This window comes from Pseudomonas sp. KnCO4 (assembly GCF_045344305.1).
GTDB classification, from domain to species: domain Bacteria; phylum Pseudomonadota; class Gammaproteobacteria; order Pseudomonadales; family Pseudomonadaceae; genus Aquipseudomonas; species Aquipseudomonas anuradhapurensis.
Genome location: NZ_CP174199.1, coordinates 4,603,818 through 4,623,552, shown reverse-complemented (window position 1 = coordinate 4,623,552; position 19,735 = coordinate 4,603,818). Strand labels below are relative to the sequence as shown.

Genomic DNA, 19,735 nt, shown 5'->3' with positions numbered 1-19,735 from the left:
GGTTTGTTCCTGTTAGTTCCGATCCGGGTTGGGCTCACACGACCATGAACAGCACAGCGACGAAGATGCTGGCAGCCGAGAAGGTCATGGTCCGCGAGGACCAGGTGTTGAACCATTGTTGAAAACTGGCGAGGTCACGCTTGAGGGCAGTGGGCTGACGCGTCCAGGACTGTTTGTCGAGGCGGAAGAACACGTAGATCTTCATCAGCGCGCCGATGATCTGGTTGTAATAGAGAATCAGCGGGTAGGCCGGGCCGACGTTGTGGCCGGAGCACAGCAGCATGATGGTGAGGATCAGGCGGGTGATGCCGATCCACAGCAGGTACACCAGCAGGTAGCCCATGCCGAACTTGATGCTGGCGATCACCGCCACGGTCAGGCCCAGCAGGCTGGTCCACATCGACACGCGCTGGTCGAACAGCACGATGCTGGTGAACAGCCCCAGGCGGCGCAGGCCCAGGCCCAGCGCGCGGGAGTTCTGCCGCAGGTTGTTGCCATACCAGCGATACATCAGCTTGCGGCTGGCCTTGAAGAAGCTCTTCTCCGGCGGGTGCTCGACCGTATTGATGGCAGCGTCCGGCACGTAGAAGGTGTCGTAGCCCAGGCGCATCAGGCTGAACCAGCTGGACTTGTCGTCACCGGTGAGGAACTTGAAGCGGCCCAGGCGCCAGTGCATCAGCGAGTCGCTTTCGACGTCGGCGATGAATTCCGGGTTGGTCACCACGCTGGCGCGGAACATCGACATGCGCCCGGTCATGGTCAGTACGCGCTTGGACAGGGCCATCGAGCACATGTTGATATGGCGCTGGGCAAAGCGCAGCTTGTGCCACTCGCTCATGACGTAGCCGCCACGCACTTCGCAGAACTCGTTGGTGGTCAGGCCGCCGACGTTGGGGAACAGCTTGAACCACGGCACGGTCTTGCGGACCACGCCGTCGCCGAGCACGGTGTCACCGTCGATCACCGCCACCACGGCGTCGTCGTCCGGCAGCATGCGCGAGATGGCACGGAAGCCATAGGCCAGGCCGTCACGCTTGCCGGTACCGGCGATGCGCACGATGTCCAGCTTGACGTGAGCTGGCGGGTTGTACTTGGCCCACAGGCTTTTCACCAGCAGTTCGTCCGACATCTCCACCAGCGAGCAGACCACGGTGGTGGGGAAGCCACAGTTGATCGCCTCGCGGATCACCGAGCTGTACACCTGGGCGGTGGTCAGGGCTTCGATACGGAAGCTGGTCACCATCAGGTACACGTGCGACGGGTCGGCGGCATTGCCCATTTTCTGCACCTTGCGGCGCAGGTACGGGTATACGCCGTAGAGGAAGATCATGCCGCGGATGAAATGGGTGGCGCCCATGGAATAGCGCCAGATGCCGACTGCGCCGACCAGGAAGATGAAGTGCTTCGACTGCGAGTCGAAGATATCGGCTGGCAGGGCCAGGGCGATCAGCATGAGCAGGCTCATGTAGAGCAGCCACCCGGCGCACTGCAACAGCACTGTCTGGAGCCTTTGCATGTTCAGCATCCGTCGAGAATTCGGGAAAGGGTGGGCGACGCAGGTTTCACCTTGGTGGGCAACACCTGCGCCGCCGGGCCTGCTGTTACCAGCAGATGCCTTCGGTACGGCTGGTAGCGCAGGTCGGTTTGCTCATGAAGCCGACCAGGTCGATCACGTGCTTGCCGGCCGGCGCTTGCTCGGCAAGTGCGCGGAACTGCTCGTCACGGTTGCCCAGGACGATGATGTCGGCGTTGTCGATGACCTTCTGGAAATCGGCGTTGAGCAGCGACGAGACGTGCGGGATCTTCGACTCGATGTAGTCCTTGTTGGCGCCGTGGACACGGGCGTACTGGACGTTCTCGTCGTAGATGTCCAGCTGGTAGCCCTTGCCGATCAGGCGTTCGGCCAGTTCTACCAGTGGGCTTTCGCGCAGGTCGTCGGTACCGGCCTTGAAGCTCAGGCCGAGCAGGGCGACCTTGCGCTTGTCATGGGCTTCGATCAGCTCGAAGGCGTTCTGTACCTGCGATTCATTGCTGCGCATCAGCGAGTCGAGCAGCGGTGCGCGGACATCGAGGCTGGCGGCGCGGTAGGTGAGGGCGCGCACATCCTTCGGCAGGCACGAGCCGCCGAAGGCGAAGCCAGGGCGCATGTAGTACTGGGACAGGTTCAGCACCTTGTCCTGGCACACCACGTCCATCACCTCACGGCCATCCACGCCCACCGCCTTGGCGATGTTGCCGATCTCGTTGGCGAAGGTGACTTTGGTGGCGTGCCACACGTTGCAGGTGTACTTGATCATCTCGGCCACTTCGATCGGCTTGCGGATGATCGGGGCGTCGAGTTCTTCGTACAGCGCTTGCAGAATGTCGCCGCTGGCGCTGTCCAGTTCACCGATGACGGTCATTGGCGGGTGGTCGTAGTCCTTGATCGCGGTGCTTTCACGCAGGAACTCCGGGTTCACCGCAACGCCGAAATCGACGCCGGCCTTTTTCCCCGAGCAGTCCTCGAGGATCGGGATCACCACGTTCTTCACGGTGCCCGGCAGCACGGTGCTGCGCACCACGATGGTGTGGCGGCGATCGCTGTCGCGCAGTACGTAGCCGATTTCGCGGCACACCGACTCGATGTACTCAAGGCCCAGGTCGCCGTTCTTCTTGCTCGGGGTACCCACGCAGATCATCGACACGTCGCTGGCACGAATGGCTTCGGCGAAGTCGGTGGTACCGCGCAGGCGGCCATTGGCGATGCCCTGTTGCAGCAGTGCTTCCAGGCCAGGTTCGACGATGGGCGACTTGCCCTGATTGATCAGGTCGATCTTGGTGCTGGACACGTCCACACCGATCACTTCATGGCCTCGCGCCGTCAGGCAGCCTGCACAGACTGCACCCACATAACCCAAACCAAAGATGCTGATACGCATCGCTATCACCTCATGTGTTTATCACGTCGGCGCCTCCGCAGAGAGCCGGACTGGGTGGATTAACAACAGTTTTCGGGCGCACGGATCCATGGCGAATGCACACTTCGCCGAGCGCAGGCAAAATAAATCCGGAGCGCAAAAGTTATGCACTCAAACTTGGCAGTAAAAGGCCATCAATTAAAAAACGTGCCCTGGAATGCAGCCGTCTTTATTGCAATGCGCTACTTGGCGCGTTGCTGTGCTTGTTCTTTCAACTGGAAAAACCCTTTGAAATCAACCACTAGGACGAATTGTAAGGGACGCGTCTCTCCTGCATGGACAGGGGCTCGGGGTGTGCCCGTTATACCTGTCGAAGTTATTAGGGCGGGTAGTGGATACCTGCCGTTGTCATCTGTAAGTCATCTCGTACAGCCCGGGGGCAGGAAAATCGTTACGGCACTATGAGCGATTCGGCGTAGCAGAAGTTCCGGGTCGGTTCGGCCCGGATGAAAGATTTCTAAATATTTTTTCAGTGGCGGACAGATTTCAATCTGATAGCACGCAGGTGTTTCGCCCCGATATATAAAGGGCGAAACTGTTGCGAGATATTTTTTTGCCAGCATCCAAAAAATTTTTTCAAAATTCGTCAAAAAAGGTACGAACGGTCTTATGGCGTTTGGCGATGACGTTGAGGGTGATGGTTTTTTGGCGTCGAACAAATGACATGCTGGCAATGTGAAGCCGACTCCGGAGCGAGGCAGCGCGTTAACACATACGGAAACACATGATGGCCACATGAACGCTAAGGCTTTTACCGCGTTGGCCGTTACCCCCTGTGGACGCTCTGCGGAGCTGTTCATGAACGAAGGAGCGTCTTGGGCAGCCTCGGGCCACTGGCCACCGAGGGCGTCTCATCCATTCATCACATGGAAGAGACGAGAGAACGCCAAATGAAGAAGACATCGCAAATCCTGATCGCCAGCGGTTCCTTGCTGCTGGCTGGCATGGTGCAGGCGGGGCCTCCCGTAGACGTGACCATCAAGAACCTTGGTTCGCAACCGGCGACCATGACATTGGTGACCTCCAATGAGAGTTCTACCTACCAGATTGCCAACCCCCAACCGTCGAAGACCATCCAACCGGGTGCTTCGACCTTCATGCGGGTCCAGCGTGTCATCAGCCCGGATGTGAACGCCGCCATGATCCGATACACCATAGGCGGAAAAACCTGCGCCTTTGGCACGACATTCCAGCTGAAAACGTCAGCGAATGGAATCAAACAGCCCGTTTGGACCAAAACTGCAACGCCGAGCGGTGGCGCAATCTGTACGGCTGCCATCACCGGAACCGCGGCGGATTATTCGTGGAAAGTTGAGTTTACCCTGAAGTAGCCGGTCGACAAATGACTGCACTTTCGGCGGACAAGCCTGGGAGTGCAGTTTGGGAGGACTGTTGTCTCAATTTATCCCGGAAAATGAGGTGTAATTAATGGACATGATCAATGGTCGTGGCATTCCTGGTAATGCATTTGGCGCGGTGACGCGCATTCGGAAAATGGAGGATGGTGTTAATCCCGACCAGTCGCTAGTTGTGGGTAACCAAGAGCAAGCTGAAGATGACTATCTGTCTAGCTTGGCAAAAAAACTGAGTATTGCTGCCGAGCTGGCAGCGCAGCGCGATAGCCGCCACTCACGCAAGGAACTGGCGGAATTGGCTACCCGGATCATCGACAGGCTAGGCGGTCTAACCTACTCATTAGCAAAGAATTTTTACGATTCGCAGCTGCCTGACACGCAGGATCTGGACTGGCTTGAGCGTGCCCGTCAGGCCAATGATTTTGCCAAGGGAAAAGCAGAGAACCCCTTTAAGGGATTCTCCCGCGAGCAACTCAGCCTCATTGTATATGACGAAAGCGGCGCCTTTACCGTCAGTGAACGTCGCGCGGCGTTGGCAGAGAAGACCGAACTGCACAATCAGTGGGCGCAACACATGATCGAAAAGATGAATGTGGAGTATCAGCAGACGAGGCGAAATGATAGCGGATTGCGCGAAATACTAGATTTCTATAATTCGTTACCACCTATTGAAGTGGCAGAGTATGGGAACTATGAGGCTCAGATCATGATGCAACTAGCCATGCATGAGGTGGAATGGCCAGAATTTGATACTTCGTTGGTCAATATGATCGCAAATGAATGGGGAGCCAGAGAAAAGACATCGCTCGAGCCGTTCGAGGGGATGGAGGCAGGCATTGGCGAGGAGGGCGTGATAGAGTGACGCGAAGTATCGTCATGCAAGGCATTGCACGCTGGATAGGCAACGAAGGTATTTTGCGTGATGTGTCGTTTTCACTTCACGCGGGCCAATCCTGCGCCATCACCGGCCCCTCTGGTTCAGGCAAAAGCACCTTACTCAACCTGATCGGCCTGCTCGACCAGCCGTGCCGGGGGCGGCTGGTACTGGACGGTTGCGACATGACGCATGCTACTGCCGACCAACGTGCCATCACCCGAAACCGCCTGTTGGGTTTCGTTTTCCAGAGCTTCAATCTGCTGCCCCGCCTGTCCATTCTCGACAATGTCGCGTTGCCGCTGAGTTATCGCGGCATCGGCCTGGCCTCGGCACGGCGGGCTGCGGCGCTGCAGCTGGAAAAAGTCGGCCTGGCCCATCGCGCCCGGAACCGGCCCGCAGACCTCTCCGGTGGCCAGCGCCAGCGTGTTGCGATCGCCCGGGCGCTGGTCACCGGGCCGCGGATTCTGCTGGCCGACGAGCCGACCGGAAACCTTGATTGCGAAACGGCTCAGGCGATCATCGGGCTGCTCTGCAGGCTGAACCATGAGCAGGGCATGACCTTGCTCATGGTCACCCACGACCCGGCCATGGCGCAGCGCATGCAGCGGCGCCTGCTGGTGCGTGACGGTGGTGTCTTCGATGCCTGAGGCCTATGGGCCAAGCTGGCCGCAACGCATCGGCGAGGCATTGGGCAGCGTGCGGCAACTGGGCGCCAGAGCCTGGCTGGCACTGTCGGGCATAGCGATTGGCTGCGCCGCGCTGGTGGCTTTGATGAACATCGGCCATGGCGCCGCGCAGCATGTCCGGCAGATGTTCCAGGGGTTGGGCAGCGACTTGCTGGTGGTCAGCCTGGAGGGCCCTACCGCGCCGGGCGGCACTTTAGGTTTGGAAGCAGGGCCTTGGCCGCCTGGTATTCGAGCGGCGGCACCTTTGGCAACCGCAGTGCAGGCGCTGCAATTCGCTGGAACAAGCATCGAGGTCATGGTCGCAGGCAGCACCGCGCACCTGGCCGAGGTTCTGGATCTCGAGGCTGGCCAGGGGCGATTGCTGTCGCGCTACGATGACCAGGCCGCGCATCTGCTGCTGGGGGCTTCGCTGGCGAGACAGTTGCGGGTACGGGTGGGGGATCGCGTGCAGTTGGGCAGTTACCTGTACGACGTGGTCGGGGTGCTGGGAGGCCGTGGCTACAACCCCATGCTGCCGGTGAACTTCGACGATGCAGTATGGATGCCTCTGGCCGGCATGCATCGCCTGAGCCCCGCGCCACAGGTCGGAACGCTTGTCGCGCGGGGGGACGCCGGAATGGGCCTGACCCAGGTTGGCGCTTCGCTGTCGCACTTTCTGCAAGCACGTTTGCCAGGGCATGAGGTGGATGTCCAGTTGCCCAGGCAAATGCTGGAGAGCATGGCCGGCCAGTCGCGGATGATGAGCTGGATGCTCGCGAGCACCGCTGCCATCGCCTTGGTGCTTGGCGGGGTCGGGGTGATGAATGTCATGGTGATGAATGTGGCGCAGCGCCGTCGGGAAATTGGTGTGCGCGTTGCCTTGGGCGCACGGGGGCGCGACATTGCCTGGTTGTTCCTGCTCGAAGCACTGTTGCTAGGGGCTGCCGGCGCGCTGCTTGGCGTCGTGTTCGGCTTGGCCGCTGCCTGGTTGTTCGCGCTGGCTGCCGGGTGGCGCTTTGCCCTGCATGTCGGGTCGCTACCGGCAAGCATGGGCGCGTCGCTGGCGCTGGCGCTGTTGTTCGGCCTGCAGCCTGCGTTGGCTGCAGCGCGGCTGCAACCGGTGCTGGCGTTACGGGATGACTAGGTGGTGGGCGCTGCCCCTCCTGTCGCCGCTGCTGGCCCTGGCTGAAGACGGCCTGCAGCCGTCGCGCCCGACTGTGCAGCACGTGCCATCGGTAAGTGCCTTGTCGACCCTGCACGGCGAACCCGTGGATATCGAACTGGCCGATGCGATTGCCCTGGCGTTGCGCGACAACCGCGCGGTCCGGGGCGCTTACCTTGAGCGCATCGCACAGAAGTTCGAGCTACGGGTGGCACAGGACCGGTTTGCCCCGCAGTTGGCGCTCAAAGCCCGCTACCTGGCTAATCGCAACCACGCCGATCGCTATCGGGAAGCACGGCTGGCCCCGACAGCCAGCCTGCTGACACCCTACGGCACGCGTTTGAGCCTTGACTGGGCTCGTGGCCACACCCGTGCCGATGGTGCCGGGCGACGCGACAGCGACGGGGCGAACCTGACGATCATCCAGCCCTTGTTGCGTGGTGCCGGGCGCGACATCGCCAGTGCGCCGCTGCGTCAGGCGCGCCTGGCCGAACAACTCAACCGCCTGGCGCTCAAGGACGAGATTTCTGCAGTCATTACCCGCACGATCATGCTGTACCGCGCGCTGCTGCGCGCTCAGGAGCAGCTGCGTATCGCCGAAGATGGCCTGGCGCGGTCACGGCAGTTGGTGAAGGTAAACCGGGCGCTGATCGTTGCCGGGCGCATGGCAGCGTTCGATATCGTCCAGGCGCAGGCCGAAGTCGCCAACCAGGAGATGGCGCGCGAAAGCAGCCGCAACCAGTTGCAGCAGAGTCGTCAGGCACTGGCACAGCTGTTGGCGATAGACCTGTCGACGCCGTTGAGGGCCGTGGAGTCGCTGCGTGTCGAGCGTCGGCAGGTGGACGCTCGCCAGGCACTGGCTCGTGCAGAAGCGCGACAACCGGCGTACCTGATGCAGCAGCTGGCTGTCGAGCAGGCTGCGCTCGACCTGCAGGTGGCGGATAACGCCCAATGGTGGGACCTGTCGTTGGTCGCTGGGCTCAGTCAGCTGCGCGAGCGGCCAGGCAACGGCACCTCCGGCGAACGCTATCTCGGGCTTGAACTGGAAGTGCCCATTGCTGACCTTGACCGGCGCCAGGCCTGGGTGCGGGCCCAGGTGGCCATGGATCGGCAGAACCTGAACCTGGCCGAAAGCCGCCAGCAGCTGCAGCGCGAAGTGAGCACGGCTGTGCGGGACCTGCAGGTGCGCTGGCGCCAGGTGGAAATCGCCGAGCGCGCGTTGGCCTTGTCGCAACGCAAGCTCGAGATCGAACAGGAGAAGCTGACCGCAGGCCGCTCCAGCAATTTCCAGGTGCTGAGCTTCGAAGGGGATCTGCGCTACGCGCAAAGCACCCGTCTGGATGCCCTCCTCGATTATCTCGAAGCCCAGGTGGTACTGGACCAGGTGTTGGGAGCGACGCTCGACAGCTGGAACGTGGCGCTCAATGACTAGGCGGTGGTGGTGGGTGCTGGGTGGCAGCACAGGCATGCTGGTAATACTGCTTTGGCAGGCGTGGCCGAATACCCCCGCAAGGGACGCGCAACGCTGGGTGCAGGTCGAACCGCAGCCGTTGGAGGTGCATCTGGGGTTGGTTGGCAGGCTTCAGGCAGGCCGCCAGGTGACCCTCAGTGCGCCCTTCGATGGCGTGCTGGCCTCGCTGCTGGTAGCTGAGGGGCAGCAGGTGGCAGCCGGGCAGCCATTGATGCAGCTGGACACCACGCAGCTCGATATCCAGCTGCGCCAGGCCGAGGCCGAGCGCCTGAAGGCCAAGGCATTGGTCAGCCAGTTGCGCGGCTGGCAGGCTGGCCCGGAGGTCGCTCGTAGCCTACGTACGCTGGCGGTGGCACGCGCCACCTTGGCGGCTGGCCAGGCGGCGCTGGATGAAACCCGACGGCTGCTGGAGCGAGGTATCGTTGCCCGTATGGAAGTCGAGAGCCTGGAACAGTTGCAGCAAGCGCAGCGGCAGGCGGTGTTGGATGCGCAGCAGGACCTGCAACTGACCCAGGCCCGGGGCCAGGGCGACGCGTTGAGGGTTGCCGAAATGGAGCTGGAAAACGCCGAAGCACAGCGGCGAGCGTTGCTGGCGAGGCGTGAGCGCAGGGTGCTCAAGGCACCGTTTGCCGGCTTGCTGGCCCGTGCAGCCGGCGGCGCCGCCATGCAAGGGCCACTTCAGCAGGGCCAGGCGCTTGCCCAGGGCATGCCACTGCTGACGTTGAGCGGCCTTGAGCATTTGCAGGTGGCTGCCAAGGTGGCAGAAAGCGACCTTGGCGATCTGCGCGAGGGCATGGAGGTGCAAGCCTTCATTGCCGGTCACCTGCTTGCCGGGCGCCTGGCGCAGATTGGCCAGCAGGCGCGTGACGATACCGAACAAACGGCATGGTACGACGTACGGGTTGACCTGCAACTGCCTGACGGCGCCACACGGCAGCGCTTGCGCCTGGGCATGAGTGCCCGCCTGGCGGTGCTGGTATACCGCGAAGAGGCTGCGATGGTGGTGCCTGCCGAGGCCTTGCAGGAGGATCAAGCGGGCAGGCCATACGTGGTTTATCGACAGTCTGCGCAACAGACGCCGCGCAGGGTTGTGGTCAGGGCGGCGAGGGCGGTGGTGCAAGGGCTGCAGGTGGACGGGCTGGAGGCAGGGTTCGTGCTGCTACCGTAGGGCCGCTGTGCGGCCCATTTCGCCGGTAAACCGGCCCCTGCAGGTATTGCCTCGGCCTGGCGTGCAGCGCAGTACCGGTGGGGCGGGTTCAACCTCGAGGCGGCCGTTCCAGGGTCACTCGGCAGGATGATCGCGCAGGAACACCAGGTGGTCCGGTTTCGACTGCTCGGCACTGTAGTAGTAGCCCTGCACATCGAACTGCTTGAGTTGTTCCGGGTCGTTGATGCGCCGCTGGATCACGAAGCGGCTCATCATCCCCCGTGCCTTCTTGGCGTAGAAACTGATGATCTTGTACTGGCCGTTCTTCAAGTCCTTGAAATCGACGTTGATCACCCGCGCCTTCAAGGCGCTGCGTTTCACCGCGCTGAAGTATTCGTTGCTGGCGAGGTTGAGCAGCACCTCATCGCCCTGCTCGGCAAGGGCCTGGTTCAACCATTCGCTGATGCGCGTGCCCCAGAACGCGTACAGGTCCTTGCCGCGGGCATTAGCCAGCTTGGTGCCCATTTCCAGGCGATAAGGCTGCATCAGGTCCAGCGGGCGCAGCAGGCCGTAGAGGCCCGAGAGCATGCGCAGGTGCTCCTGCGCGTAGCTGAAGTCGTCCTCGCCCAGGCTCTCGGCATCGAGGCCGGTGTACACGTCACCCTTGAACGCCAGCAGCGCCTGCTTGGCATTGGCCGGGGTGAAATCCGGGGTCCAGCTGCCAAAGCGCGCGGCATTCAGGCCGGCGAGCTTGTCAGACAAATGCATCAGTTCGCTGATCTGCGCTGGTGACAGCTCGCGCAGTTGCCGAATCAGTTCCTGGGAGTCGTCCAGGTATTGCGGCAGGGTGTAACGCTCGGTCACCGGCGGGGTGTCGTAGTCGAGGGTCTTGGCGGGGGAAATCACCGTCAGCATCGGGTCGGCTCCTGGCATCGTTGGCCGGGGATTCTACGGGCTGGGCGGTACAAGTCCAAACTATGCCGACGATAGTCACAGACCATGGCCGGTACAGGCGCTATAGTGCGTGTTTCGCCGTTGCGGAGCCTTCAACCGTGCGCATTGCCTCTGCCTTGCTGGCCGGCCTGCTGAGCCTGGCCGTGCAAGCCGCCCCCTCACCCCAGGTAAGCCTGGACCGCAGCCTGTGGCCCGAACAGCTGGACAGCCCGGCGTTGTTCGATGTGGCCTCGCGGGCGGAAATCCTCTCGTTCGCCCAGGTGCTGCACGAAAGCGAGCTGCTGGACGAGGCGACGCTGGCAACCCGCCTGGGTTTGCGCCAGATCAACCTGCAGAAGGTACGCCTGCTGCGGGCGCGCATGTGGCAGCGGTTGTGGCAAGGCTATCAACAGGCACAGCGCAGTTGCGAGCAGGATGCGTCGTTCTGTTATCCGGTGACCTCGATGGCAGAGTTGCGCACTCAGGCGGCAACCTTCGCTGCCGATGTCGGCACGTTCTACACGGGCTGGATCGAACCCAGCCACCAGTTCCATGTGCACTACCTCGACGAGCAACTGCGCAAGGCCGCACTGCTGCCACAAACCAGTAGCGAGGTGGAGCGGCTGTCGGCGCGCGAGCGCAATGGCGATGAACTGAATGACCGCATGTTCCTGCTGACCTTCGTCGGTGGGCCCGGGCCGCAGGGCGGCACGACCGACCAGCTCACCGATTACCTGCGTCGGCAGAAGCTTGCCGGTACGTTCTTCGTGCTCGGCAACCGCCTGCAGCAACGCCGCGACGCCGGCGCGGCAAGCGCCTTGCGCCAGCTCTATGGCGGCCAGTGCGTGGGCATCCAGGGCTGGGAATATCGCTCCCATGCACAGTGGACGGGCTGGCAGGACTCGCTGCGGCGCAGCCAGGCGCGGGTGCAGGCCGACCTGCCGCAACAGTATGTGCCGTTGTTCCGGCCACCTTATGGGCAACGCCGCGCCGACGGCGAGACGTTCATGGCCAGCCAGCAGCTGCGGATATCGTTGTGGGATATCGATGCTCAGGATGATGGTGCACTGACGGCACAAGCCTCGGCCCAGCGGGTGCTGACCTTGATGCTGCTGTGGCGCAAGGGGGTGATCCAGTTCCATGACAGCTTGCCCAAGGCGCAGCCGGCACTGGACTGGTTGCTGCGCAATACCGCGCAAAGCGGTATCGGCTGGGAAGGCTGCCGCGAATACGGGTACCGCGAACCAGGGGTGTGACTTCTGACTGTAGTCCCCTCTGGCGCTGCCGCCAAGGCCCCTTCGTCATTCGGCAAAATAAACTTCAAAAACTCGTAAAAACGCTTTTTCCGGTCATGGCTTTTGCGGTATGAAGAAACCAGACAGCCGATTCCTGCAGCACAGGTGGCGTCATCCAGGCCCACCTAGCCAGGTTCGCTTCCCGCCCGTAACAACGCGGATACGGGGAGAACGGCAGTCACTCTGCGGCGTAACAGACCACGCCGTGTGGCTTCGACATAAGGTGACCGAGTATGGATGACCAAGGACGCAACCCTTCCTCCAGCAAGCCAATCCTGTATGTGCTCGATACCAACGTCCTGATTCACGACCCCAACGCGTTACTCAACTTCGAGGAGCACCATGTCGCCATCCCGATGACGGTGCTGGAGGAACTCGACAAGCTCAAGACCGGCAAGCAGAGCATCGCAGCCGAATGCCGCCAGGCCATTCGCCTGATCGACCAGACCCTCGGTGACGCCTCGCCCAACGATGTCGAGCAGGGCGTGCCGATCCAACGTGGCAAGAGCGGGCCCAAGGGCTTCCTGTCGATTCTGATGACCCCGCGCAACGAGCCCAACAAGCTGCTGCCGGAAAACCTCAACGACAACATCATCATCAACCAGCTGCTCGAAGTGAGGGCCCGGCGCACCGACCTGGACGTGGTGCTGGTCACCAAGGACATCAACATGCGCCTGAAGGCGCGCGCCTGCGGCATCGCCGCCGAGGACTACAGCACCGATCAGTTGGTCGATGACGTGTCCTTGCTGTCCAAGGGCTACCATTCGGTCAGTGGTTCGTTCTGGGACCGGGTAAGCAAGGTCGATACCCGCCAGGAACGTGGCCGCACCTGGCACCGGGTGCAACTGATCGACAACCTGCCGGCGGTGCATGTCAATGAGTTCATCATCGATGAACAGGGCTTCGTCGGCTGGATCAAGGGTATCCGCAACGATGAGCTGCTGTTGCTCGACCTGCACCAGGAGCCGCTGCTGCACCAGGAAGCCTGGGGCCTCAAGCCTCGCGATATCCACCAGAGCCTGGCGCTGTTCGCGCTGCTCGACCCGGATATCCACCTGGTCAACCTGACCGGCGCCGCCGGTTCCGGCAAGACCATCCTGGCCCTGGCCGCGGCCATCGAGCAGACCATGGTCAGCAAGCGCTACCGGCGCATCATCGCCACCCGCAGCGTGCAGGGGCTGGACCAGGAGATCGGCTTCCTGCCGGGCACCGAGGCGGAGAAGATGGAGCCCTGGCTCGGCGCCATCACCGATAACCTCGAAGCCTTGCACATGGATGACGAAAGCACCCATGGCAGCGTCGAGTACATCCTTGAACGTGTGCCGTTGCAGTTCAAGTCGCTGAACTACATCCGTGGTCGCAGCTTCCAGCAAAGCCTGATCCTGATCGACGAGTGCCAGAACCTGACGCCGCACCAGATGAAAACCATCATCACCCGTGCCGGCTCCGGGTCCAAGGTGGTCTGCCTGGGCAACCTGGCGCAGATCGACACCCCCTACCTGTCCGCGACCAGCTCGGGCCTGACCTACCTGACCGAGCGCTTCAAGGACTTCCCCCATGGCGTGCACATCACCTTGCAGGGCGTGCCCCGCTCGGTGCTGGCCGAGTACGCCGAATCGCACTTGTAAAACCCTGCAGCCGGGCAGTTCACTGCCCGGCCCCCTGCTCAAACCTGACCCACAGGTTTACACTGCCAGTTCCCTTCACAGGAGCAGAGCAGTGCTGACACATCTTGATTCCCAGGGGCGGGCCAACATGGTCGACGTCACTGAAAAGGCCGTGACCGAGCGCGAGGCCACCGCCGAGGCGCGGGTGCGCATGTTGCCGCAGACCTTGCAGATGATCGTCGACGGCGAGCACCCCAAGGGCGACGTGTTCGCCGTGGCGCGCATCGCCGGGATTCAGGCGGCGAAGAAGACCAGCGACCTGATCCCGTTGTGCCACCCGCTGATGCTGACCAGCGTAAAGGTCGAGCTCAACGCCGAGGGGCAGGATGCCGTGCGCATCGTTGCCCGTTGCAAGCTGGCCGGGCAGACCGGTGTCGAGATGGAAGCGCTGACCGCTGCCAGCGTAGCCGCGCTGACGATCTACGACATGTGCAAGGCCGTGGACAAGGGCATGGTCATCGAGCAGGTGCGCCTGCTGGAAAAACTCGGCGGCAAGAGCGGCCACTACAAGGTGGAGGCATGATGAAGGTCAAGGTGATGTACTTCGCCCGTTACCGCGAACTGCTGGGCCTGGATGTCGAGCCGGTGGAGGGCGCATTCAAGGTGCTGGACGATGTGCGCCAGGCCTTGGTCGCCAAGGGTGGGCAGTACCAGGTGCTGGCCGAGCAGAACCTGATGTGCGCGCGCAACGAAGAGCTGTGCAAGCTCGATGAACCGCTGGAAGAGGGCGATGAAGTAGCATTCTTCCCGCCGGTGACCGGAGGCTGAACATGGCAGTGCGAGTGCAGGAGGGCGCGTTCGACCCAGGTGCCGAGACCAATGCCATGCATGCGGCCAATGTCGGTGTGGGCGCGGTGGTGGCCTTTGTCGGCTATGTCCGGGACTTCAACGATGGCCGGGAAGTGGCGGGGATGTTCCTCGAGCACTATCCGGGCATGACCGAGAAGGCCCTGGCCAAGATCGTGGTCGAGGCCGAGCAGCGCTGGCCGTTGCTCAAGGTCGAGGTGCTGCACCGCATCGGTGCGCTGGAGCCGGGTGAGCCGATCGTGTTCGTTGGCGTGGCCAGTGCCCACCGCCAGGCGGCGTTCGATGCCTGCAACTTCATCATGGATTACCTGAAGACCCGGGCGCCGTTCTGGAAGAAGGAAAATACCCAGCAGGGGCCGCGCTGGGTCGAAGGGAAGCAGAGTGACCAAGAGGCTGCCGGGCGCTGGTAGCCAAGGCTGGGCCGATTCCTTGTAGGGGCGGCCTTGCGTCGCGAAAGGGCTGCGAAGCAGCCCCTTAATTTCAACCTTGATGCATGGATTGCCGGGGCTGCTTCGCAGCCCTTTCGCGACGCAAGGCCGCTCCTACAGGGACGTGCCAGCATTCGGATTGTCAATGGTGCTTGCGCGGCACTGGCTTCAACAGCTCATCCGGCGGCATTTCGCACTTGATCTTGCGCCCCAGCAGCTCTTCGATCGCCGGCAGCTGGTAGGAATCATCCTCGCCGGCGAAGCTGATCGACACCCCGCTGGTACCGGCACGCCCGGTACGGCCAATGCGGTGCACATAGTCGTCCGGGTCTTCCGGCAAGGTGAAGTTGATCACGTGGCTGATGCCGTCGATGTGGATGCCACGCCCGGCCACGTCGGTAGCCACCAGCACGGTGATGCGCCCTTCGCGGAAGCTCTCCAGGGTGCGGATACGCTTGTGCTGTGGCACATCGCCCGACAGCTGGGCGGCGTTGATGCCGTCGCGCACCAGTTTTTCCTCGATACGCCGCACTTCGTCCTTGCGGTTGGCGAACACCATTACCCGTTCCCACTTGTTCTGGGTCACCAGGTTGTACAGCAGCTTGTACTTGTCGCTGCCGGCCACCGCATACACGTGCTGTTCCACCGTTTCGCTGGCCACGTTCTCCGGCTCGATCTCGACGATGGCCGGGTTGGTGGTCCACTGCTTGGCCAGGTTCATCACGTCGTCGGTGAAGGTGGCGGAGAACAGCAAGGTCTGGCGCTCGCTTTTCGGCGGCGTCTGGCGAATGATCTGGCGCACCTGGGGGATGAAGCCCATGTCGAGCATGCGGTCGGCTTCGTCCAGCACCATCACCTCGACCATGTCCAGGTGCACCTCGCCACGCTGGTTGAAGTCCAGCAGACGGCCGGGGGTGGCGACTAGGATGTCGCAATGGCGCGCTTCCAGGGCCTTGAGCTGCTTGTCGAAGTCCATGCCGCCGACGAAGCTCATGACGTTGAGGCCGGTGTACTTGGTCAGGGCGATGGCGTCCTTGGCGATCTGCACCACCAGTTCGCGGGTCGGGGCGATGATCAGCGCGCGCGGCTCGCCCATGTAGCGTTCCTTGGGCGGCGGTGTCTGCTGCAACTGGGAAATGATCGAGATCAGGAACGCTGCAGTCTTGCCGGTGCCGGTCTGGGCCCGGCCGATGGCGTCCTGGCCACGCAGGGTATACCCCAGCACCTGCGCCTGGATTGGCGTGCAGTACGGGAAGCCCAGGTCGTGGATGGCGTGCATCAGCTCGTTGGACAGCTTGAAGTCGTGGAAGCGGGTCTTGCCTTCCTGTGGTTCGACCACGAAGTCTTCCGGTTTCCACAGGCTGGCCTGCGGCTTGGGCTTGCGCTCACGGCGCGGTTTGTCCTTGGCCGGCTTGTCGGCGGCCGGTGCAACCACAGCAGGTTGTTCAGCCTTGGGCGCAGGGGTGGCGCGCGGGGCGGTCGGTTTTGCCGCTGGCCGTGCCTCGGTGGCGGGCGCAGGCGCCGTCACGCTGGCAGCAGGAGCGACGGCCTGTGGCGCAGCGTCTCCCTTGCCGAATATTTTCTTGAGTGCCTTGAGCACGATCGTCTCATCAACTGGTTAAGGAATGTACGCCGGCAGTGTAATGCAAGATTCAGGCGCGGCGTAGTGGCTTGGGCTGACAACTACAGGTGGCTTGTGCTTATTGCAGCTGCCTGGCCAGCCAGTCGTGGATGTCTTTCAGCTCTTCCACCACCACTTCGTGCTCCATCGGGTATTCGTGCCAGCGCGCGGCGACGCCCCAGGTGTCCAGGTACTCGAACGCGGTGCGGCCCATGGACGGAATCACCACCGGGTCGTGCACGCCATGCAGGCACAGCGCCGGAGTGCGTTGCTGGCAGGCGCTCAGCTGATGCTGGTCGTTGAAGGTGGGGGCGTAGGTGGACAGGGCGATCACGCCACCCAGGGCTTCCTGCCACTTTATATAGGCAGTGTGCAGCACCACTGCGCCGCCCTGGGAAAAACCGGCCAGGAAGATTCGCGACAGGCTGATGCCTTTGGCTTGCTCGGCCTTGATCAGGGCAATCACCTGCTCGGCCGATTCCTCCAGTTGCGCTTCGTCGATGGCGCGGGCCGGGGTCATGGCCTTGATGTCATACCAGCTGGGCATGGCATAGCCGCCATTGATGGTCACTGCGCGGGTCGGCGCCTGGGGCATGATGAAGCGGGTAGTGAGCAGATGCTCCTGCATGAATTCGGCAACCGGTAGGAAGTCGTAACGGTCGGCACCCAGACCGTGCAACCAGATCACACAAGCGTCGGCGGTTTTTTGCGGTTCGAGAATCAGCGGGTTGGTCATGACTGCTCCGAAAGTGTGCGGGTCTCGTTAAGGCGTGCCTGAAAATAAGGCGCTGGAAATGATTGTCTGAAAAAGAATGTCGCAACGATACAACTTTCCCTACTTGACGAGCGCTTAAACGCTACAGCCAAACAATCTGGTACGGGCTTTGCAATTCAACCTTCGATGCAAAGGGCAGGCCGTGACGGTAACACCCTTTGCACGCGAAGGCTGTCACAGAACAGCCCATTGCGCCAATTGACCCAATAACAAGCCAATACGGGTCGGATACGCCTCAAAAGGGTGCGGTGCAATTCCGGCTCGATACAACAAGAGCGATTTGGAGGTTGTGAATGAAGATGTTGAAAACCACCCTGGCAGTCCTGACCGCTGCCGCTGCGCTGGGCGCCGTGAGCAACGCCCAGGCCGGCGCCACCCTCGATGCGGTAAAGAAGAAGGGCTTCGTCCAGTGTGGCGTGAGCGACGGTCTTCCAGGCTTCTCGGTACCTGATGCGCAGGGCAAGATCGTCGGTATCGACGCCGATGTGTGCCGTGCCGTGGCCGCCGCCGTGTTCGGCGACGCGACCAAGGTCAAGTTCAGCCAGCTCAACGCCAAGGAACGCTTCACCGCGCTGCAGTCGGGCGAAGTCGACGTGCTGTCGCGCAACACCACCTGGACCAGCTCGCGCGATGCCGGCATGGGCCTGGTGTTCGCCGGTGTTACCTACTACGACGGTGTCGGCTTCCTGGCCAACAAGAAGCTGGGGGTATCCAGCGCCAAGGAACTCGATGGCGCGACCATCTGCATCCAGGCCGGTACTACCACCGAGCTGAACGTGTCGGACTACTTCCGCGCCAATGGCCTGAAGTACACGCCGATCACCTTCGACACCTCCGATGAAAGCGCCAAGTCGCTGGAGTCCGGCCGTTGCGACGTGCTGACCTCGGACAAGTCGCAGCTGTTCGCCCAGCGCTCCAAGCTGGCCGCGCCGGCCGACTACGTGGTACTGCCGGAAACCATCTCCAAGGAACCCCTGGGCCCGGTGGTGCGCAAAGGCGACGAAGAATGGTTCAGCATCGTCAAGTGGACCCTGTTCGCCATGCTCAACGCCGAAGAGGCGGGCATCACCTCGAAGAATGTCGAGGCCGAAGCCAAAAGCACCAAGAACCCGGACGTCGCCCGCCTGCTGGGCGCGGATGGCGAGTACGGCAAGGACCTCAAGCTGCCCAAGGACTGGGTAGTGCAGATCGTCAAGCAAGTCGGCAACTATGGCGAAGTGTTCGAGAAGAACCTGGGCCAGGGCACCGCTCTGAAGATCGACCGTGGCATGAACGCCCTGTGGAACAACGGCGGCATCCAGTACGCGCCACCCGTGCGCTGATGGCTGCACCCTGCGGCGGCATCCCGCCGCCGCAGGTTGTTCGGAACCCTACTTTCCGGGGCACTTCATGCAAAATCGAATTGGCGCACAAAAGGGGTTATCCCTGAGCGATCCACGTGTGCGTGCGTGGCTGTTCCAGATCCTCACGATAGCCTTCGTGGTCGGTCTGGGCTGGTACCTGTTCCACAATACCCAGACCAACCTGCAACACCGAGGCATCACCTCGGGCTTCGACTTCCTCGAACGCAGTGCCGGCTTCGGCATCGCCCAGCACCTGATCCCCTACGTGGAATCCGACAGTTATGCGCGGGTGTTCGTCATCGGCCTGCTCAACACCCTGCTGGTGACTTTCATCGGCGTGATACTGGCGACCATCCTCGGTTTCATCATCGGCGTGGCACGGCTGTCGTCGAACTGGATGATCAACAAGCTGGCGACGGTGTACGTGGAGACGTTCCGCAACATCCCGCCGTTGCTGCAGATCCTGTTCTGGTACTTTGCCGTGTTCCTGACCCTGCCGGGGCCGCGCGGCAGCATCAACCTCCAGGACACCTTCTTCATCAGCAACCGTGGCCTGAACATGCCTGGTGCGACCATGGCCGACGGTTTCTGGCCGTTCGCCATTGCCCTGGGCCTGACCGTGCTGGCCATCGTCGCGATGGTGCGCTACGCCAACAAGCGCTTCGACGAAACCGGCGAGCCATTCCACAAGTTCTGGGTGGGGCTGGCGCTGTTCATCGCCATTCCGGGTGCCTGCGTACTGCTGTTCGGTAGCCCGGTGCACTGGGAAGTGCCGCAATTGAAAGGATTCAACTTCGTCGGTGGCTGGGTACTGATCCCCGAGCTGCTGGCGCTGACCCTGGCGTTGACCATCTATACCGCCGCGTTCATCGCCGAGATCGTGCGTTCCGGTATCCGTTCGGTCAGCCATGGCCAGACCGAGGCCGCGCGCTCGCTGGGCCTGCGCGAGGGGCCGACCCTGCGCAAGGTGATCATCCCCCAGGCACTGCGGGTGATCATTCCGCCGCTGACCAGCCAGTACCTGAACCTGGCGAAGAACTCGTCGCTGGCGGCCGGTATCGGCTACCCGGAGATGGTCTCGCTGTTCGCCGGTACCGTGCTCAACCAGACCGGCCAGGCCATCGAGGTGATAGCCATCACCATGAGTGTCTATCTCGCCATCAGCATCAGCATTTCGCTGCTGATGAACTGGTACAACAAGCGCATTGCGCTGATCGAGCGGTGAGGATACG

Annotated in this window: 18 protein-coding genes; 13 read left to right on the top strand and 5 right to left on the bottom strand. The window is 62.1% G+C overall.

What is annotated here, in order from left to right:
• Nucleotides 1-34 precede the first annotated feature (34 nt).
• Together ACJA3S_RS21435 and ACJA3S_RS21430 are read right to left on the bottom strand one after the other, a co-directional pair.
• Nucleotides 35-1,516, bottom strand: a complete 1,482-nt coding sequence (locus ACJA3S_RS21435) for a glycosyltransferase family 2 protein (protein ID WP_406819915.1) — start codon at nucleotides 1,514-1,516, stop codon at nucleotides 35-37.
• An 85-nt stretch (nucleotides 1,517-1,601) separates the two neighbouring features.
• Nucleotides 1,602-2,918 carry a nucleotide sugar dehydrogenase gene (locus ACJA3S_RS21430; RefSeq protein ID WP_170032492.1) on the bottom strand — a complete coding sequence of 439 codons (1,317 nt, stop codon included), beginning with the start codon at nucleotides 2,916-2,918 and terminating at the stop codon, nucleotides 1,602-1,604.
• 929 nt (nucleotides 2,919-3,847) lie between these two features.
• Here ACJA3S_RS21430 and ACJA3S_RS21425 point away from each other — a divergent pair.
• From ACJA3S_RS21425 to ACJA3S_RS21400, 6 genes are all read left to right on the top strand, one after another.
• Complete coding sequence (locus ACJA3S_RS21425; protein ID WP_170034285.1) at nucleotides 3,848-4,288, top strand: hypothetical protein; 441 nt, start codon at nucleotides 3,848-3,850, stop codon at nucleotides 4,286-4,288.
• A 97-nt stretch (nucleotides 4,289-4,385) separates the two neighbouring features.
• On the top strand, nucleotides 4,386-5,174 hold the full coding sequence (locus ACJA3S_RS21420; RefSeq protein WP_406819914.1) for a hypothetical protein: 789 nt from the start codon (nucleotides 4,386-4,388) through the stop codon (nucleotides 5,172-5,174).
• A gap of 14 nt (nucleotides 5,175-5,188) precedes the next feature.
• Complete coding sequence (locus ACJA3S_RS21415; protein ID WP_406819913.1) at nucleotides 5,189-5,836, top strand: ABC transporter ATP-binding protein; 648 nt, start codon at nucleotides 5,189-5,191, stop codon at nucleotides 5,834-5,836.
• A complete protein-coding gene (locus ACJA3S_RS21410; protein ID WP_406819912.1) occupies nucleotides 5,829-6,998 on the top strand; it encodes an ABC transporter permease in 1,170 nt (389 codons plus the stop codon). Before ACJA3S_RS21415 ends, ACJA3S_RS21410 begins: the two co-directional genes overlap by 8 nt.
• Nucleotides 6,991-8,448 (top strand): TolC family protein, encoded by a 1,458-nt coding sequence (locus tag ACJA3S_RS21405; RefSeq protein WP_406819911.1) that lies wholly within the window; start codon nucleotides 6,991-6,993, stop codon nucleotides 8,446-8,448. Before ACJA3S_RS21410 ends, ACJA3S_RS21405 begins: the two co-directional genes overlap by 8 nt.
• Nucleotides 8,449-8,482: 34 nt before the next feature.
• A complete protein-coding gene (locus ACJA3S_RS21400; protein ID WP_406819910.1) occupies nucleotides 8,483-9,655 on the top strand; it encodes an efflux RND transporter periplasmic adaptor subunit in 1,173 nt (390 codons plus the stop codon).
• Between the two features lie 114 nt (nucleotides 9,656-9,769).
• Here ACJA3S_RS21400 and yaaA read toward each other — a convergent pair whose 3' ends face one another.
• Nucleotides 9,770-10,549, bottom strand: coding sequence for a peroxide stress protein YaaA (gene yaaA / locus ACJA3S_RS21395; protein ID WP_170032486.1), 780 nt, complete (start codon nucleotides 10,547-10,549; stop codon nucleotides 9,770-9,772).
• A 137-nt stretch (nucleotides 10,550-10,686) separates the two neighbouring features.
• On the opposite strand from yaaA, the gene ACJA3S_RS21390 reads away from it, so the two are divergent.
• From ACJA3S_RS21390 to moaE, 5 genes are all read left to right on the top strand, one after another.
• Nucleotides 10,687-11,823: a polysaccharide deacetylase family protein gene (locus ACJA3S_RS21390; protein ID WP_406819909.1), complete on the top strand. Its 1,137-nt coding sequence runs from the start codon at nucleotides 10,687-10,689 to the stop codon at nucleotides 11,821-11,823.
• Nucleotides 11,824-12,095: 272 nt separating this feature from the next.
• The gene (locus tag ACJA3S_RS21385) at nucleotides 12,096-13,490 is read left to right on the top strand and encodes a PhoH family protein (RefSeq protein ID WP_170032482.1); all 1,395 of its coding nucleotides are present in this window, start codon (nucleotides 12,096-12,098) and stop codon (nucleotides 13,488-13,490) included.
• A 91-nt stretch (nucleotides 13,491-13,581) separates the two neighbouring features.
• Nucleotides 13,582-14,052 (top strand): cyclic pyranopterin monophosphate synthase MoaC, encoded by a 471-nt coding sequence (moaC, locus tag ACJA3S_RS21380; protein WP_406819908.1) that lies wholly within the window; start codon nucleotides 13,582-13,584, stop codon nucleotides 14,050-14,052.
• A complete protein-coding gene (locus tag ACJA3S_RS21375; protein ID WP_406822289.1) occupies nucleotides 14,052-14,297 on the top strand; it encodes a MoaD/ThiS family protein in 246 nt (81 codons plus the stop codon). The genes moaC and ACJA3S_RS21375 overlap by 1 nt, the downstream gene beginning before the upstream one ends.
• Before the next feature lie 2 nt (nucleotides 14,298-14,299).
• Nucleotides 14,300-14,746 carry a molybdopterin synthase catalytic subunit MoaE gene (gene moaE, locus ACJA3S_RS21370; protein WP_406819907.1) on the top strand — a complete coding sequence of 149 codons (447 nt, stop codon included), beginning with the start codon at nucleotides 14,300-14,302 and terminating at the stop codon, nucleotides 14,744-14,746.
• A 160-nt stretch (nucleotides 14,747-14,906) separates the two neighbouring features.
• On the opposite strand, the gene rhlB is transcribed toward moaE, so the two are convergent.
• A complete protein-coding gene (gene rhlB / locus ACJA3S_RS21365; protein WP_406819906.1) occupies nucleotides 14,907-16,364 on the bottom strand; it encodes an ATP-dependent RNA helicase RhlB in 1,458 nt (485 codons plus the stop codon).
• 100 nt (nucleotides 16,365-16,464) lie between these two features.
• Entirely contained in the window at nucleotides 16,465-17,121 is a 657-nt protein-coding gene (locus tag ACJA3S_RS21360) for an alpha/beta hydrolase (protein ID WP_406819905.1), read from the bottom strand.
• Between the two features lie 332 nt (nucleotides 17,122-17,453).
• On the opposite strand from ACJA3S_RS21360, the gene ACJA3S_RS21355 reads away from it, so the two are divergent.
• Together ACJA3S_RS21355 and ACJA3S_RS21350 are read left to right on the top strand one after the other, a co-directional pair.
• Nucleotides 17,454-18,482 carry an amino acid ABC transporter substrate-binding protein gene (locus ACJA3S_RS21355; RefSeq protein ID WP_406819904.1) on the top strand — a complete coding sequence of 343 codons (1,029 nt, stop codon included), beginning with the start codon at nucleotides 17,454-17,456 and terminating at the stop codon, nucleotides 18,480-18,482.
• A gap of 67 nt (nucleotides 18,483-18,549) precedes the next feature.
• A complete protein-coding gene (locus ACJA3S_RS21350) occupies nucleotides 18,550-19,728 on the top strand; it encodes an amino acid ABC transporter permease (RefSeq protein WP_406819903.1) in 1,179 nt (392 codons plus the stop codon).
• Nucleotides 19,729-19,735 lie beyond the last annotated feature (7 nt).